Annotated in this window: 10 protein-coding genes, 2 tRNA genes and 1 pseudogene; 7 read left to right on the top strand and 6 right to left on the bottom strand. The window is 66.8% G+C overall.

The window, feature by feature from the left end; all coding sequences use genetic code 11:
* Positions 1 to 23: 23 nt before the first annotated feature.
* The 6 genes and pseudogenes from AC5IG3_RS15620 to AC5IG3_RS15645 all read right to left on the bottom strand — a co-directional run.
* Positions 24 to 1,323 (bottom strand): annotated as a pseudogene (locus AC5IG3_RS15620) (efflux RND transporter periplasmic adaptor subunit); the annotation flags it as partial.
* Between the two features lie 21 nt (positions 1,324 to 1,344).
* A complete protein-coding gene (locus AC5IG3_RS15625) occupies positions 1,345 to 2,820 on the bottom strand; it encodes an efflux transporter outer membrane subunit (protein ID WP_491907217.1) in 1,476 nt (491 codons plus the stop codon).
* Positions 2,821 to 2,921: 101 nt separating this feature from the next.
* Positions 2,922 to 5,750: a TonB-dependent receptor plug domain-containing protein gene (locus AC5IG3_RS15630; protein ID WP_491907218.1), complete on the bottom strand. Its 2,829-nt coding sequence runs from the start codon at positions 5,748 to 5,750 to the stop codon at positions 2,922 to 2,924.
* A gap of 130 nt (positions 5,751 to 5,880) precedes the next feature.
* Positions 5,881 to 5,957 (bottom strand) — tRNA-Arg (locus AC5IG3_RS15635).
* Positions 5,958 to 6,035: 78 nt separating this feature from the next.
* Positions 6,036 to 6,112, bottom strand: a tRNA-Pro gene (locus AC5IG3_RS15640).
* 28 nt (positions 6,113 to 6,140) lie between these two features.
* Entirely contained in the window at positions 6,141 to 7,091 is a 951-nt protein-coding gene (locus AC5IG3_RS15645) for a carbohydrate kinase family protein (protein WP_491907219.1), read from the bottom strand.
* Positions 7,092 to 7,466: 375 nt separating this feature from the next.
* Here AC5IG3_RS15645 and AC5IG3_RS15650 point away from each other — a divergent pair, with 375 nt between their 5' ends.
* From AC5IG3_RS15650 to AC5IG3_RS15680, 7 genes are all read left to right on the top strand, one after another.
* Complete coding sequence (locus AC5IG3_RS15650; protein ID WP_491907220.1) at positions 7,467 to 8,453, top strand: substrate-binding domain-containing protein; 987 nt, start codon at positions 7,467 to 7,469, stop codon at positions 8,451 to 8,453.
* A gap of 174 nt (positions 8,454 to 8,627) precedes the next feature.
* Complete coding sequence (locus AC5IG3_RS15655; RefSeq protein WP_491907221.1) at positions 8,628 to 9,587, top strand: ABC transporter permease; 960 nt, start codon at positions 8,628 to 8,630, stop codon at positions 9,585 to 9,587.
* Positions 9,588 to 10,394: an ATP-binding cassette domain-containing protein gene (locus AC5IG3_RS15660; protein WP_491907222.1), complete on the top strand. Its 807-nt coding sequence runs from the start codon at positions 9,588 to 9,590 to the stop codon at positions 10,392 to 10,394.
* 10 nt (positions 10,395 to 10,404) lie between these two features.
* The gene (locus AC5IG3_RS15665) at positions 10,405 to 10,875 is read left to right on the top strand and encodes an RbsD/FucU family protein (protein ID WP_491907223.1); all 471 of its coding nucleotides are present in this window, start codon (positions 10,405 to 10,407) and stop codon (positions 10,873 to 10,875) included.
* Positions 10,876 to 11,010: 135 nt separating this feature from the next.
* Positions 11,011 to 12,180: an ROK family transcriptional regulator gene (locus AC5IG3_RS15670; RefSeq protein WP_491907588.1), complete on the top strand. Its 1,170-nt coding sequence runs from the start codon at positions 11,011 to 11,013 to the stop codon at positions 12,178 to 12,180.
* A 206-nt stretch (positions 12,181 to 12,386) separates the two neighbouring features.
* Entirely contained in the window at positions 12,387 to 14,318 is a 1,932-nt protein-coding gene (locus AC5IG3_RS15675) for a methyl-accepting chemotaxis protein (protein ID WP_491907224.1), read from the top strand.
* Between the two features lie 35 nt (positions 14,319 to 14,353).
* Positions 14,354 to 16,024: a chemotaxis protein CheW gene (locus AC5IG3_RS15680; RefSeq protein WP_491907225.1), complete on the top strand. Its 1,671-nt coding sequence runs from the start codon at positions 14,354 to 14,356 to the stop codon at positions 16,022 to 16,024.
* Positions 16,025 to 16,052: the final 28 nt, after the last annotated feature.

The following is a 16,052-nucleotide window of genomic DNA, read 5'->3' on the forward strand; positions in this document are numbered from 1 at the left end:
ATGGGGCCGCTCCATTGCGCTGAGTCGGTGATGACCGCCGCGCCCGCTTGCAGGCCTTCGCCGGTGACTTCGGTGTAGCGGCCGTCGCTGATGCCCACCGTGACCGCCACCGCCGTGGGCTGGCCGTTCTGCAGCACCCAGACCTGACGCGCGCCGGTCGGTGTCACCGCGCCTGCCGTCTTGCGCGTGGCGTTGCCCGGCGGGCGCGGCATCAGCCTGGAGACGATGCTGCCGGAAACGGGTGGACGCCCCGGATGCCTGTACAGCCGCTGCCGTGGGCGTGAAGCGCAGCGCGCTGGTCGGCACGCGCAGCACGTCGCGCCGCTCGATGGCGGTGATGGTGGCGGTGGCCGTCATGCCCGGGCGCAGGCTCAGGTCGGCGTTGGCCACGTCGAGCCAGGTCAGGTAGGTGACGACGTTTTCGGTGATGGTCGAGCCAAACGCCACCCGCGTGAGGGTGGCCGGAAAGGTGCGCGACGGGTGCGCCGCCACCGTGAAGCGGGCCGGCTGGCCGAGCGCGACCGAGCCCACATCGGCCTCATCCACATTGACCTGCAGGCGCAGTTGCGACAGGTCCTCGGCCAGCGTCAGCAGCGTCACCGCCTGCAGCGAGGCGGCCACGGCGTTGCCGGGCTCGACCGTGCGCGTCAGCACCACGCCGTCAATCGGCGAGCGGATCGAGGCCTTGGCGAGGTTGGTCTCGTCGGTGCTCAGCGCGGCGCGGGCGTTGGTCACCGCCGCGCGGGCGCTGTTCTCCTCGGCACGGGCGCGGTCGAGCGCGGCACGGCCGGTGTCAAGTTCCGATTGCGACGGCACCTTGCCGCCCGAGAGCCGCGCCACCGCTTCCAGCCGGCCCAGATTGCCCTCGGCCTCCTTGGCCGTGGCAGCAGCCACCGCCTGCTGGGCCTGCGCCGCCGCCAGCGAAGCGCGCGAGCGGGTGATCTGGTCCGACAGCTTGGCCGTGTCCAGTTCCACCAGCACCTGGCCCTGCTTGACGCGGTCATTCACATCAACCCGCACCCGCGCCACCGTGCCTGACAACTCGCTGCCGATATTGACCGAGCGCGTCGGTTGCAGCGTGCCATTGGCGGTGACCGACAGCGTCAGGTTGCCGCGCGTCACCGGCTCGGTGCTGTAGCGCGGCGCCACCGCCGCGTTCTGGCTCGATTGCCACGCCACACCGCCGGCGGCCAGCGCCAGCAGCCCGCCCGCCACGATCCAGGTCAGCGGCCGGCGCCACCACGGCCGCACGGCGGCCTCGGCGCCCAGCAGGGCGGTCAGATCAGCGGCAGATGAGGCCGGAGGTGAAGAAGCAATCGTCATCGGATGTCACTCGGAGAGGTTTCAGTCCAGCCGCCGCCCAGGGCCTTGTAGAGCCGCACGTGGTCGGCGAGTGATGTCGGCGCGGGCGCTGGCCACGCTGTCTTGCGTGCTCAACAACGTGCGCTGGGTTTCGAGCACGGTCTGGAAATCGATCAGGCCGCTGCTGTAGCGCTGGCGTGCCAGCAGCGCGGCGTTGCTGGCGGCCTGGGCAGCCACGTCCAGCGTGATCTGGCGCTCGCGGTCGTTCCGCAGCGCTACCAGCGTGTCTTCGACCTCCTTGAGCGCGCCCAGCACCACCGTGCGGTAGCTGGCCTGGGCCTGGGCCAACGCAGCATCCTGCGACTGCACCCGGGCGCGCGCCGCGCCGCCATCGAGCAAAGGCGCCGACACGCTGCCCAGCAAAGCGCTGACCACCGAACTGCCGCTGGTGAGCGAACCCAACGCCAGCGCGCTCAAACCCAGCGAGCCACTGAGCTGAAAGCTCGGGTAACGCGCCGCATCAGCCTGCTGCAGGCGGGCCACAGCAGCCCGCACGCGCCACTCGGCCGCCCGCACATCGGCGCGCTGGCGCAGCGTCTCGGCCGGAAACGCCAGCGCCAGATCGGCGGAAACCGTCGGCACCGGCGGCAATTCACCCGCAGCGTTCATCTGTTGCAGTTGAGGCAGCAAGGCCGCCGGCGCCTGCCCGGTCAACACCGCCAGGCTGTGGCCGTATTGCGCGATGCTGGTGCGCAGCAGCGGCAGTTGCGCCTGGGTTTGCGCGGTGGTGGCGCGCGCCTGCTCGACCACCAGCGAGGTCACCAGCCCGGCCTGCGCACGCCAGTCGGTGATCTGCAGCGTTTCCTGCTGGCTGGCCAGACTGGCCTGCGCAATCGCCAGCCGCGCCTGCGCGCCGCGCAAGCCGACATAGGCCAGCGCCACCTCGGCGGCTACCGAGACCTGCACATCGCCCAGATTGGCGGCGCTCGCGGTGGCGTCGGCGTCAGCAGCCGAGACACCGGCCCGGACACGACCGAACACATCCAGTTCCCAGCCCGCATCCAGGCCGGCGCGAAAGTTGTTGGTCGTGGTGGCGCGGTTGTTGACGTGGCTGCGACTGCTCTGCGCCGAGGCACTGGCGTCCAGCGTCGGGCCGAGGCCGGCTGCAGCCACATCACCCAGCGCACGCGCCTGCCGCAGATTGGCCTGCGCCAGCGCAATGTCGTGGTTGTGCTGCAGTGCGGCGCCGATCAGGCCGGTGAGCGTGGCGTCACCCAGCCGGGTCCACCAGTTCGCCAGCGAGGTGGCCGAGCGCACCGGCACCGCATCGGCACCCGACCAGGTCGCGGGCAATGGCAGCGCGCTGTCCGTGGGCCACTCAGGGGCCGAATGGGGCCGGGACGCCGTGGTGCAGGCCCCCAGTTGCAGCAGTGCCGCTGCGGCGACCCATCCGGCGCCGCGACGAATCAGCCGCGAGGAAGTCCAACGACCCGGGACAAACGAAGAAACAGAAGGCATGAGGCCATCCTACGGACGGCACCATGCTGCTGGATCGCTGTCTTGTTAACGAATATCAAGCTCTTTGCAGAGAAGCGATACAAAACCGATCAAGGCAGAAATCAGAAACTCAGCGCCGCATCCAGATAGAGCGTGCGACCGCGGCTGTCGTCATAGCGCGCGTTATAGCCCACCATCTGGCCACCACCATTGACCGTGATCGCCAGCGGCGGGCTTTGATCAAAAATATTCAACGCGCCCACACTCAGCGTCCAGCGCTTGCTCACCTGCCACTGGGTATTCCAGTCCCAAGTGATGAAGGGTTTGACGCGGTAATTGAGAACGTCGACATATTCACCCGTATCCCGGTCAAAGACCTGACCCGAATCGGCGCTGAATTGCTCGTCCCGATAACCGGAGCGGTAATTGGCCGTCAGGCCATGTGACCACTCGCCCTGCGTCCAGCGGGTGGCAACACGTGCCTGCCAGCGATGCGCCACGCGCTGGTCCACACCAAATTGTCCGAGGCTGGAATAAACCGGGCCGTTGCGCTCCAGCTGATATTCATCACGCAGTCGATAGGTGGCTGCACCTTGAACTTCGATTTTCCCATCCTGCACGTTACCGGCCACGGCACGTGCCGTGAAGTCAATGCCACTGCGGTATTGCGTGCCCAGGTTATCGACCGGCAGATAAACCGCCAATTCGGTCTGCTGCAAACCCGTGTTCTGGTAAGTGGTGAATTTGCTGCGATAGCGCTGCGGGTCCGCCAGAATGGCCGACGCCGGCACCACGCCCAGCGCATCACGCACCTGCACAATCCAGAAATCAGCACCGAGGTTGAAATTCCGGCTCGCCTGCAGCAGCGTGCCCAGGGTCAGCTGGGTCGATTTTTCAGGCGAGAGCGTGCGACTGCCCTCGGCAATCTGGCGCAGATAACCGCTGGTCGGGCAAATCGTGCCGGCACCACCGATTTCAGCCAGTTGCTCCGGCGTGAAGGGGCAGTCGTACGCACTGTCGGTAAAACCGAAATCCTGCCGGCTGCCATGCACCTGCGCCACGCTGGGCGCCCTGAAACCGGTGCCCAGCGAGCCGCGCAACAACCAGCCGGCGGTAGGCTGCCAGCGCGTGGCGAGTTTGCCGTTCAGGGTCGAGCCAAAATCCGAATAGTGGTCGGCACGCACGGCCGCATTGAATTCGAGTTGCCGGCTCACCGGCGCCACCCATTCCGAAAACACCGCCAGCGCCCGCCGACTGCCGGCATAGGGTCGTACGGTGTCGGTATCGCCGAAGCGGGTGTCGCAGGCGCCGGCGCTTCCAGTGGCCGCCGCCGGGTCGCAGGCCGAGCCCGCGCTGGTCAACAGGCCCTGGTGACGCACACCAGGCGTGGAGCGCAGGCTCTCGCGCAGCCAGGACGCGCCGACCGACATCGCCAGATCACCGCCCTCCAGTTGCGCCAGGTCGGTGTGCGCCCGCCACTGCAATTGGTCCAGCGTGGAGACGCCACCGTCCCATTTGCCGTAGATGGCCGCGCTGCGCAAGGCGGCCAGCGCTTCAGGGGTTTGCTGGCCGGCACCGGCAAACGGGTTGAGCGCGGCTGCACCGCTGGACACGGCCAGCGCTTGATTCAGTGCCTCCTGGCTCAGCCAGCCATCGAGCAGGTCGCTGCGGTAGCGGTTGACCGAGTGCGTCAGCGCCGTCTGCTGTTGCCAGCGGCCGAGCGGACCATCAAGCGGCCCCTCCAGGCCCACTGTCAGGTGAACGGCGGTCGAACGGTCGCGCGTCGTGCGGCGACCGGCATCCTGCAGTCGCCAGTAGGCAGGCACCGATCCGTCGTCATATGCATAAAGCGCCTCTCCGGGTCCGATCACGCTCTGCGCAGCCGCCAGGAAAGGCGAGTCCGGTTGCAGCAAGACATCACCCGGCACGGGTGCGACCCGCCAGATCGATTCGGTCCGCGCCAGCATCACATCGGCAAACAGGCGCTGCGAGCCTGTCTGGGTATCGCCTGAAAACATCAGACTGGTGCGTTCACGCACCGGCATGATCTCCAGTTGACGGGTGTAGTCGTAGTAACAGGCCGCACCCTCGGCAATATGCCCCGCGGGGCAGGTACCGGGGCTGTTGCCCACTTGGCGTGGATTGGGATCGTTCTGTTCGTAGACCGTGGCAGGGTCGGTATAGATCGAGCCGTTGAGCGAACGCAGGCGCCGGCCTTGATACTGGAAATCCACCACCCCGGTGCGCGCGAAATCACGCTGCGTCGCCGCCAGCGCGGTGCGCTTGTCGGCACTCAGGGACACCATGGCGCTGTATCCGTCCCGCGCCAGATCGCCCAGACCCTGGGTGTAGGAAAACCGGGTCTCATGCGCACCACCGGCCGGGCGGGAATGGCCCGCCGTGAGGGTGGGCGCCAACCCACCACGGCGCGTGATGACATTGATCACCCCGCCGATGGCGTCCGAGCCATAAACAGCTGAAGCGCCGTCCGTCAGTATTTCAATGCGATCAATGGCAGCCAACGGCAGGGTATTGAGATCAATGCCTGCGAGATCGCCCCGCAGCGTTTGTCCGGCAAAACTGGCAATGCGCCGCCCATTCAATAAAACCAGCGTGCGCTGTTCGCCCAGATCATGGATCGAGGCACCCGAAAAACCCGCGCCAATGTTGCCGACCGAATTGGCCTCGTTGGTGCCCCCGTGCAAGGCCGGCAGACGCTGCAGGAAATCAGCCGTCGATGTCGCGCCCGAGTTGACAATGTCGCTGCGATGCAAGATCTGCACCGGCAAAGCCGTCTCAGCATCAATGCGTGGCAGCGATGTGCCGATGATTTCAACGCGGCCCAGTGAATTTCCAGACCCGTTGACAGCGGTTTGGGCCCAAACCGCCGTTGAACCCACACCCACGCAAAGCGCGGCAACACCGGAAGCAACGCATGAGCGCTTGAACATTCTCGAATCCCCCTGAAATTGACCTCACGCAGGTCGCGGCGGATTGTGAAGGAATGTTGCACGGTTTGTCGAGGACGAAAAAAAACCACTGGAACAGTGGTTGGCTTCAGCAACGATCAAGTGGTTCTAATGGTCTGCCAGGAGGGGATCGAACCCCCAACCCCCGCCTTAGAAGGGCGGTGCTCTATCCAGTTGAGCTACTGGCAGCAGAAGCGCTGGGCTTGCTGCATGTCGCTCGGAAATATTTTGGATTACACGAGCGATTGAGCTGAACAATTTTCTTTATGGTCGGGGCGGCGGGATTCGAACTCGCGACCCTCTGGTCCCAAACCAGATGCGCTACCAGGCTGCGCTACGCCCCGACTAAAGAAAGCTATTCTAGCCTGAATTTCAGGCTAGTGCGGGCAATTCGGCGCGGCGAGGCAAATCAGGGCCGCGACGGGTGCAGGTGATGGCTGCCGCGTTGGCTGCAAAACCGGCCACGGTACGCACCTGATCGAGTGTGATGCCCGCCAGTCCCGCCGGGCTGAGCAGGCCCAACTCGGCCAGTGCCACCAGCGTGGACGCCTGGAAGGTGTCGCCCGCGCCGACGGTGTCCTGCACTTGCACCTTGGGGGCGCTGACGCGGATGTGACCGGCGGAGGTCCAGGCCAATGCACCCTCGCCGCCACGGGTCTGCATCACCAGCTTGACGCCGCGCTGCAGCCAGCGCTGGGCCAGCGTCTCGATGTCGGTGTCGGGGTAGAGGCGCTCGAAGTCCTCGTCGCTGAGCTTGATGAGGTGGGCGCGACTGGACATCCAGTCGATCATGTCGCGCCAGACGTCCAGGCGCGGCTCGACGTTCAGGCGCACGTTGGGGTCGTAGGAGATGACGCTGCTGTCGCGGCGCTGCTCGATCAGTGCACGGATGGTGCTGCCGATCGGCTCGACCACGCAGGCGTAGGAGCCGAAGTGGAATGCGGCCACGTCGGCCGGCACGCGGGCCAGGTGCTCGGGCAACAACTGGCGGTCTGCGCCGCCGTGACCGTAGAAGCGGTAGCTGGGCACGCCTTGCGCGTCAACGCCGACCAGGCTCAATGTGGTGGGGGCGTCGCAGGCGATGACGGCGTCCATCGAGATGCCTTCGGCGCGGATGCTCTGCTCGATGCGCTCGCCCAGAAAGTCGCTGGAGACCGCGCCGAAGAACACCGAGTTCAGGCCCAGCCGCGCCACGCCGGCCGCCACGTTGAGCGGCGAGCCGCCCACCACCGCATCGAGCTTGAGACCCGTGGGGGTGAGGCCGTCCTGGAACACATCGAGCAGCGATTCGCCGCAGACGACCACAGTGGAGCTTGAGTTCATGGTGTGCGTAAGTGAGGTTGAAAAACAGTGGAAGAAGATGAGGCGCACAACAGTGGCCGCCAGTCGAGTTGATCACTCACAAAGATTTAGCTGTGACCTAAACGGGCCGGAGAGCCGATCACAGCTTGGGAGTGGCTTGGAGGCGAACCAGAGCCTCAGCTCGGCTCATAGCTCTGCGGGCGTGATGGTGGCACGGTCGGAGGCCGGGCGGATTTAGGGGAAACCACTAAATCAATTTGATTGATTTATTAGCGCGGATCGCTAGGATTGCGTTCGTGGTTGAGGCCGCTCAGTGCCATCGGTACCTCGCGACTCACAACCCGCTTTCTGACCTGCGCCCCACCGCGCAATCGTTTTATTCCTATCGGAGACAACATGAAGCGTCTTTCCACTCTGGCCATCGCTGCCGCCCTCGCTTGCGCCGCCGGTTCGTCCTTCGCGGCTGAGCCCGTCATCGGCCTGATCACCAAGACCGAAACCAACCCGTTCTTCGTGAAGATGAAGGAAGGCGCGGAAGCCGAAGCCAAGAAGCTGGGCGCCAAGCTGCTGTCGGCCGCGGGCAAGCAAGACGGCGACACCGCCGGCCAGATCACCGCGATGGAGAACATGGTTGCCGCCGGCGCCAAGACCATCCTGATCACGTCGTCGGGCGACGCCATCATCCCGACCATCAAGAAGATCAAGGCACAAGGCGTGCAAGTCATCGCCCTGGACAGCCCGGTCGGCGAAGCCGATGCGCTGTTCGCCACCAACAACTACAAGGCCGGCGAGCTGATCGGCGCCTACGCCAAGGTCGCACTCGGCGGCAAAAAGCCCGTCATCGCCACGCTGGACCTGTTCCCTGGCCACCCGGTCGGTGCACAGCGCCACAACGGCTTCCTGGCCGGCTACGGTCTGAAGACCCTCGACGCCAAGAGCAATGAACTGGCTCAGCCGGCTGAAGTGGTCTGCATGGCCGACAGCTTCGGCGACGCCGCCAAGGGCCAGACCGGCATGGAAAACTGCCTGCAGAAGAACGCCAACATCAACGTGGTCTACGCCATCAACGAACCCGCTGCTGCCGGTGCCTACAAGGCACTGAAGGCCGCCGGCAAGGAAAAGGACGTCGTGATCCTGGGCGTGGACGGCATGTGCTCCAACGGCGTGGGCAACGTCGAGAAGGGCGTGATCGCCGCCACCTCGATGCAGTACCCGCTGAAGATGGCCGCGATGGGCGTGGCCGCTGGCGTCAAGTACGCCAAGGACGGCAAGCGCCAAGCCGGCTACACCGACACCGGTGTGGACCTGGTCGCGGCCAAGCCTGTCGCTGGCGTGAAGAGCATCGACACCAAGACCGCCCGTGGCCAGTGCTGGGGTGACTGATCCGGGCTGACGGGTCCGGACTCAAGCCGGATCCGTCAAGATCTCTGATCGCACAGGGGCGGTCATCGAACCGCCCCTGATGTGAAAGCCCCGCGAACACGGGGCTTTCTTTTTCTTTCGTGCACGCGACCGGTCCGTCCGCTCGCTCGATGCGCGCTACCAGCGAGCCATTCCATGAATTCGCTCAAAGCCAAGCTTCCCCCGATCGGGACACTGGGCCCAGCCATCGCGCTGATCCTGGCCTGTACCTTCTTTTCGTTCCAGCATGAACGCTTTCTCACGCTGCAGAACTTCTCGCTGATCCTGCAGCAGGTCATGGTGGTGGGCACCATCGCCATCGGCCAGACGCTGATCATCCTCACGGCCGGCATCGACCTGTCCTGCGGCATGTTGATGGCGCTGGGCTCCATCGTGATGACCAAGGTCGCCGCCGACTACGGCCTGAGCGCGCCGGTGGCCATCCTGTGCGGCATCGCCGTGACCACCCTGTTCGGCCTGATCAACGGCCTGCTGGTCACCCGCATCAAGCTGCCGCCCTTCATCGTCACGCTCGGCACGCTCAACATCGCCTTCGCGGTGACGCAACTCTACTCCCGGGCGCAGACGATCACGCAGATTCCCGACGGCATGAACCTGCTGGGCGAGACCTTCAACTTCGGCGGCGCCCGCGTCGCCTATGGCGTGGTGCTGATGCTGGCGCTGTACCTGGCGACCTGGCTCTGGCTGCGCGACACCGCGCCCGGACGCCACGTCTACGCCGTGGGCAACAACCCCGAAGCGACCCGCCTGACCGGCATCCCGACCGACCGCGTGCTGCTGACGGTGTATGCCCTGGCGGGCGTGTTCTACGGCATCGCCTCGATGCTGTCGGTGGCCCGTACCGGCGCCGGTGACCCCAACGCCGGCCAGACCGAGAACCTGGACGCCATCACCGCCGTCGTGCTGGGCGGCACCAGCCTGTTCGGGGGCCGCGGCATCCTGCTCGGCACCCTGATGGGCGCCATGATCGTCGGCGTGTTCCGCAACGGCCTGACGCTGATGGGTGTGTCGTCGGTCTACCAGATCCTGGTGACCGGCATCCTGGTGATCCTGGCGGTGGCCACGGATCAGATGTCTCGCAAGGGAGGCCGTTAAATGAACGCGCAATCTCAATCCAAACAGCCGCAGATCGTGATGCAGGCCCGCGGCCTGGTCAAGCGCTACGGTCAGGTGACCGCGCTGGACGGCGCCGACTTCGAGCTGCGCGCCGGCGAGATCCTGGCGGTCATCGGCGACAACGGCGCGGGCAAGTCCTCGCTGATCAAGTGCCTGTCGGGCGCGACGATTCCCGACGAAGGCACCATTGAGCTCGACGGCAAGCCCATCCACTTCAAGAGCCCGATCGACGCACGCCGCGTGGGCATCGAGACGGTCTACCAGGACCTCGCGGTGGCCCCGGCGATGACGATTGCCGAGAACCTGTTCCTTGGCCGTGAACTGCGCCTGCCGGGCTTCCTGGGCAACGTGCTGCGCGTGCTCGACAAGAAGGCCATGCTGGAGCAGAGCATCGCGCGCATGAACGACCTGAAGGTCGGCATCCGCTCGATGACGCAGGCGGTGGAGACGCTCTCGGGCGGCCAGCGCCAGTGCGTGGCGGTGGCACGTGCGGCGGCGTTTGCCGAGCACGTCGTCATCCTCGACGAGCCGACCGCGGCGCTGGGTGTCAAGGAAGGCAACATGGTGCTGGAGCTGATCCGCCGGGTGCGCGACAAGGGCCTGCCCGTCATCCTGATCTCGCACAACATGCCGCACGTCTTCGAGATCGCCGACCGCATCCACGTCGCCCGCCTGGGCAAGCGGGCCGCCGTGCTGAACCCGAAGAAAATCAGCATGTCCGACACGGTGGCCGTCATGACCGGTGCGTTGCCGCCGGACCAGTTGCCGGCTGATTACCTGGCCTGAGGAAAAGACCATGCTCAAAGGCATCGATCCCCTGCTGACCCCGGACCTGCTCAAGGTGCTGGCGGAGATGGGCCACGGCGACGAGATCATCATCGCCGACGCCAACTTCACCGCCGCCACGCTGGCGCAGTACCCGGGCGGCCGCCCCAAGCCGCTGATCCACCTGCCCGGCGCCAGCGTGCAGCGCGTGTCCGAAGCCGTGCTGTCGCTGCTGCCGCTGGACGCGGCGGTGACGCAGCCGGTGGCTTTCATGCAGGTGTCGGGCACGCCCGAGGGCTACCTCAGCCGCATGCAGCGCGACATGATCGCCATGCTTGGCGCCGGTGGCCACGCCACGCCGGCCCAGTGCGAGGCCATCGAGCGCTTTGCCTTCTACGAACGCGTCAAGACCGCCTTCGCGGTGGTCGTGACCGGTGAGTTGCAGCCCTACGGCAACTTCCTGTTCAAGAAGGGCGTGATCAGCCAGGCGCTGGAAGCCTGACGGGTGTCTGAGAAGCTGTCTGCTGTGGCCCTCGATCACGCGCCCTTTCCTGAGGCCCCTGTGCCGCCCGGCCACCAGCGTGCGCCGGCCCCGGCACAGGTACAACTGCGTCCGCGCGGATCGAACCACAGCGGCATGCGCCAGTACAACGAGCGCGTCGTGCTGCAGGCCATCCGCCTGCATGGCGATCTGCCCAAGGCCGAGCTGGCGCGGCTCACGCACCTGAGCAACCAGACGGTCTCGCTGATCGTCAACGCGCTGCTCGCCGACGGCCTGCTGGTCAAGCGCGAACCGCTGCGCGGGCGCATCGGCCAGCCGTCGGTCCCGATCGCGCTGGCGCCGGACGGCGCCTATTCCATCGGCGTCAAGATCGGCCGGCGCAGCATGGACGTGATCCTGATCGACTTCACCGGCGCGGTGCGCGAGCGCCACAGCGTCGGCTACGACTTTCCCGATCCGGTCACGCTGTTCGACGACCTGGAGCGCATGCTCACCGCGCTGCAGCAGGGCCTGGGCGCGCAGGCCGAGCGGCTGACAGGCATCGGCGTGGCGGCACCGCTGTCGCTGGGCGGCTGGCAGTCGCTGCTGGGCGTGCCGGGCGAGCAGTCGCGCCGCTGGGACGAGATCAACCTGGTCGAGCGCATCTCGGCCATGACCCCCCTGTCGGTGCACCTGATCAAGGACACCGCCGCCGCCTGCGTGGCCGAGCTGGTGGCCGGGCGTGGCCGCAGCATGAAGAGCTTTCTCTACCTGTTCGTCGACACCTTCATCGGCGGCGGGCTGGTGATCGACAGCCATCTGTACCCCGGCCTGCATGGCAACGCCGGCGCAGTCGGCTCCATGCCCATGCATGCGGCCAGCGCCGGCCTGCCTGCGCCGCAGGTGCTGAGCGCGGCCTCGCTGTTCGGCCTGCAGCGCCTGTATGAATCGGCCGGGCTGGACGGCGACGCCGCTATCGACAGCCGTGCGCTGGAGCCGCCCTGGGCCGCCTACACCCGCGTCTGGCTCAAGAGCGCCGCGCAGGCCATGGCGCTGTCGATTGCCACCGCCGCCTGCCTGCTCGACCTGGGCGACGTGGTGATCGACGGCGTGTTCCACCGCGACCTGCTGTCGCGCGTGATCGCCCATGTCGAGGAAGCGCTCGACGCCCACAGCTGGGAAGGCGTCAACCGCCCGAGCGTGCGCGCCGGCACCATCGGCTCGGACGCCCGCGCGCTGGGCGGCGCGCTGCTGCCGCTGTATGCCGCGTTCGCGCCCGACCCGGAAGTCTTTCTGAAGACGCAGCCGTCAACACCGATCGACTGAACCGCAACAACCCGCACCCGCGCCATGACCAGCCACTTTCGAGTGGCTTTTTCAATTCCCCACACGATTTAGGACTTTTACACACGCCTGTTCTGCAGATCGGAAAAACGCCCACCCGTTCCAATTCATGTGCTCTCCACAGGGTCGATGAAGCGGGTGCTTCTCACACCGGAGATCGTTTTTTCAAGCACATCAGGAGTCCCCCCATGTCCCTCGTTCGGAAAGCCAGCAACGCCCCCAAGGAAACCCCAGCCGCCTTGCACGCCATCGCTGCCCATATTCCCAAGAATGTGGCGCGGGAAGCCGACGCGCAGCGTCGCCGCGCCCGCACGATGGCCAAGCAGCAGCAGGCGGCCGAGCGGGTGGCTTCGGCTTCCAACGAACTGGCCAGCGGCATCAACGAGGCCGCCTCGGCGGTTGAGGAACTCAAGCGCGCCACCGACCAGATCTCCGCCGGTGCGGAAGAAGCCGCCGGCGCCGCACAGGAATCGCTGGCCGCGCTGACCCAGGTCACCGGCGCCATCACCCGCCAGGTGGGCATGGTGACGCTGGCACGCCAGAAGGCCGAAGCCGGCCAGGCGCTGGTTGCCCGCATCGACGCCGAGGTGCGCTCCACCATCACCAACGTCGGCGTGGCCGCGCAGCGCCAGGGCGAGTCGGTCAAGATGGTCGGCGAGCTGGAGCGCCAGGCCGCCAACATCGGCGACATCGTCAAGGCCGTGGCCCGCATTGCCGACCAGACCAACCTGCTGGCCCTGAACGCCGCGATTGAAGCGGCCCGCGCCGGCAAGCACGGCAAGGGCTTTGCGGTGGTGGCCGACGAAGTGCGCACGCTGGCCGAGACCAGCGAGAAGAGCGCCAAGCAGATTCAAGACCTGGTGGGCCAGATCCAGGGCGAGGTCAAGGTGATCGCCAGCGGCATCAACGAAGCCTCGGCCTCCATCCAGGGCGAGGTCGCCAAGAGCGGCACCATCCTGCAGCAGCTCGGCCAGATCCGCATCGATGCGGCCAGCATCGTCGAAGGCGCGGTCGAGATCGCCGCCGCCGCGCAGCAGAGCACCGTAGCGGCCTCGCAAGCGCTCAAGGGCTCGGAGCAGATCGCCGCCGCCGCCAGCGAGCAGTCGTCGGCCTGCGAAGAAGCCACCAAAACCGTGGGCGAGCAGACCAGCGCGCTGGCCGAATGCGAGCAGACCGCCGGCAACCTGTCCGAGCTGGCCGACGAGCTGAAGAACTCCACCGACATCGCCAAGAGCGCCGAAGACGTGGCCAGCTCGGCTGAGGAGCTGTCTTCGGCCGTGCAGGAAATCAACCGCTCGGCCAGCCAGATCATGGTGGCGCTGGAGCAGATCCGCAAAGGCGCGCAGGCCCAGGCCTCGGCCGCGACCGAGTCGGCAGCCGCTGCCGTGCAGATCGAGAAAGGCGCCCAGCTCGCCGAGGACCGCGCGTCGGACGCGCGCCAGCGCGCCAACGCCATCCAGGCGCTGATGGGCGAGAACAAGGACCACATCGACAGCCTGGTGCGCAGCGTCTCCGGCAGCGTCGACGCCACGCGCCTGAGCCTGCAGCAGATCAAGGAGCTGGAGCTGGTGAGCCGCAAGATCGACAAGATCGTCGACGCCATCACCCAGGTCAGCATCCAGACCAACATGCTGGCCGTCAACGGCAGCATCGAAGCGGCGCGCGCCGGCGAGTACGGCAAGGGCTTCGTGGTGGTCGCCACCGACATCCGCAACCTGGCGCACGACTCGGCCGAGAACGCCGACCGCATCAAGGACATGGTCAAGTCGATCCAGGACCAGATCGGCATGGTCGGCCGCGACCTGATCGAGATTTCCGTCAGCGCCACCGCCGAGGTCGAGAAGGCCAAGACCATCACCAGCGCGCTGGTGACGATGGAGGGCGACATCGCCGAAATCGAGAAGGGCAACCGCGAGGCGATTGCCGCGTCGCAGGAAATCGTCGCCGCCATCAGCCAGGTGAAGACCGGCGTCGAGCAGATCTCGGCCGCCGCCCAGCAGGCCGAGAAGTCCGCCGAGCAGGCCGCCACCGCCGCCAAGCAGCAGTCGCAAGGCGCCGAGGAACTGGCCGCCGCGATCGAGGAAATCGCCTCGCTGGCCGACGAACTGCAGAGCGCTTGAGCGTCGACCCTTCAACCCCCTTCAGGAGGATCGCGATGAGCGAACTTTCCACTGAACTGGATGATGGCCACGCCGAAGACGACTCGGGCGGCCAGGACAACCAGTTCGTGACCTTTGCATTGGCTGGCGAGATGTTCGCCGTGCCGATGGGCCCGGTGCAGGAAATCATCCGTGTGCCGGAGGTGGCGCGCCTGCCACTGGCGCCGTCCACGCTGGACGGCCTGGCCAACCTGCGCGGCCGCGTGCTGCCGCTGATCAACCTGCGCCGCCTGTTCGGCTGCGAGGAGCGCGACAACGACGACTCGACCCGCGCCGTGGTCATCAACCTCGGCCAGCCGCTGGGCTTCGTGGTCGACCGCGTCGCCAGCGTCATGGGCGTGGAGCCAGGCCAGATCGAGCCGGCGTCGAGCATCCGCAGCATCGTCGCGGCCGACTTCATCACCGGTGTGATCCGCCAGGAGTCCGCCGCCCACGGCGCGCAACTGCTGCTGGTGCTGGATTTCGCCAAGCTGATCGAGCAGGAGTTCAGCCAGGTGGCCGACGCCGCCCGGCAGCGCACCTTCGAGCAAGGCGAGGCCAGCGCCAATGCCGACAGCATGGAGGACGACCTGGACGACACGGTCGACAGCGAAGAGCTGCGCCTGGTGTCGTTCTCGGTGGCCGACCAGGAGTACGCGATCAACATCGCGCACGTGCATGAAATCGTGCAGCTGCCCGAGAGCATCACCGCCCTGCCCCACACCGCCGGCCACGTGCTGGGCGTGATCTCGCTGCGCCAGCGCCTGCTGCCGCTGGTGAGCCTGCGCTCGCTGTTCGGCCTGCCGGGCTTGGACGCACACGAACAGCACCGCATCGTGGTGATCGCCCTGCCGGGCGGCGCCCAGGTCGGGCTGGTCACCGACGCGGTCAAGGAAGTGCTGAGCGTGCCCCGCGCGCTGGCCGAACCGATGCCGGCGCTGCTGGCGCGCGAGCAGTCGATGCAGGAGTTCTCGGGCATCTGCCGCCTGGACGACGGCAAGCGGCTGGTGTCCATCATCAACACCGAACACCTGCTGGGCCTGGGCGACATCCGCAACGCCGTGCAGCACACGCAGGCCGGCCCTCATACGCCCGCCCCGCTTTCCGACCAGGACGACGACATGGCCACCCAACGATCCACCGACGACAGCGACCTGAGCCGCGACGACGACGACACCCAGGTGGTGATCTTCCGCCTCGGCGCCGAAGAGTTCGGCGTGCCGATCATGAGCGTGCAGGAAATCGTGCGCGTGCCCGACACCCTGACCAAGGTGCCGCGCACGCCGCGCTTTGTCGAAGGCGTCATCAACCTGCGCGGCACCGTGCTGCCGGTGATCGACCAGCGCACGCGCCTGAGCATGCCGGGCATCCCGCGCAACGACCGCCAGCGCATCATGGTCTACCTGCTGGGCGGGGTGCGCACCGGCTTCATCGTCGACTCGGTGGCCGAGGTGCTGCGCATTCCGCGTGCACAGATCGACCCGGCGCCGGACCTGTCCGACGAGCAGGGCCGCCTGATCACCCGCGTCGCCAAGCTCGACGGCGACAAGCGGCTGGTGATGCTGATCGACCCGTCGCAGCTGCTGCAGTCCCGCGAGATGCAGGCCATGGACCAATGGAGCCAGCCGGGTCATGCCACGGGCGCGGACGCCGACATTCCTGACCTGCCGCTGCGGCACGCCGCCTGAGCGCGCATCCCGGGCCGTGCTCTGCCAC

Source organism: Leptothrix sp. (in: b-proteobacteria), assembly GCF_965250675.1.
In the GTDB taxonomy this organism is placed as follows: Bacteria; Pseudomonadota; Gammaproteobacteria; order Burkholderiales; family Burkholderiaceae_C; genus Sphaerotilus.

Excerpts from the sequence above, each read along its gene's own strand:
- AC5IG3_RS15670 (WP_491907588.1), top strand. The coding sequence starts at position 11,011 with ATGCGCCAGTACAACGAGCGCGTCGTGCTGCAGGCCATCCGCCTGCAT.
- AC5IG3_RS15675 (WP_491907224.1), top strand. The coding sequence starts at position 12,387 with ATGTCCCTCGTTCGGAAAGCCAGCAACGCCCCCAAGGAAACCCCAGCC.
- AC5IG3_RS15625 (WP_491907217.1), bottom strand. The coding sequence starts at position 2,820 with ATGCCTTCTGTTTCTTCGTTTGTCCCGGGTCGTTGGACTTCCTCGCGG.
- AC5IG3_RS15680 (WP_491907225.1), top strand. The coding sequence starts at position 14,354 with ATGAGCGAACTTTCCACTGAACTGGATGATGGCCACGCCGAAGACGAC.
- AC5IG3_RS15645 (WP_491907219.1), bottom strand. The coding sequence starts at position 7,091 with ATGAACTCAAGCTCCACTGTGGTCGTCTGCGGCGAATCGCTGCTCGAT.
- AC5IG3_RS15630 (WP_491907218.1), bottom strand. The coding sequence starts at position 5,750 with ATGTTCAAGCGCTCATGCGTTGCTTCCGGTGTTGCCGCGCTTTGCGTG.
- AC5IG3_RS15655 (WP_491907221.1), top strand. The coding sequence starts at position 8,628 with ATGAATTCGCTCAAAGCCAAGCTTCCCCCGATCGGGACACTGGGCCCA.
- AC5IG3_RS15650 (WP_491907220.1), top strand. The coding sequence starts at position 7,467 with ATGAAGCGTCTTTCCACTCTGGCCATCGCTGCCGCCCTCGCTTGCGCC.
- AC5IG3_RS15665 (WP_491907223.1), top strand. The coding sequence starts at position 10,405 with ATGCTCAAAGGCATCGATCCCCTGCTGACCCCGGACCTGCTCAAGGTG.
- AC5IG3_RS15660 (WP_491907222.1), top strand. The coding sequence starts at position 9,588 with ATGAACGCGCAATCTCAATCCAAACAGCCGCAGATCGTGATGCAGGCC.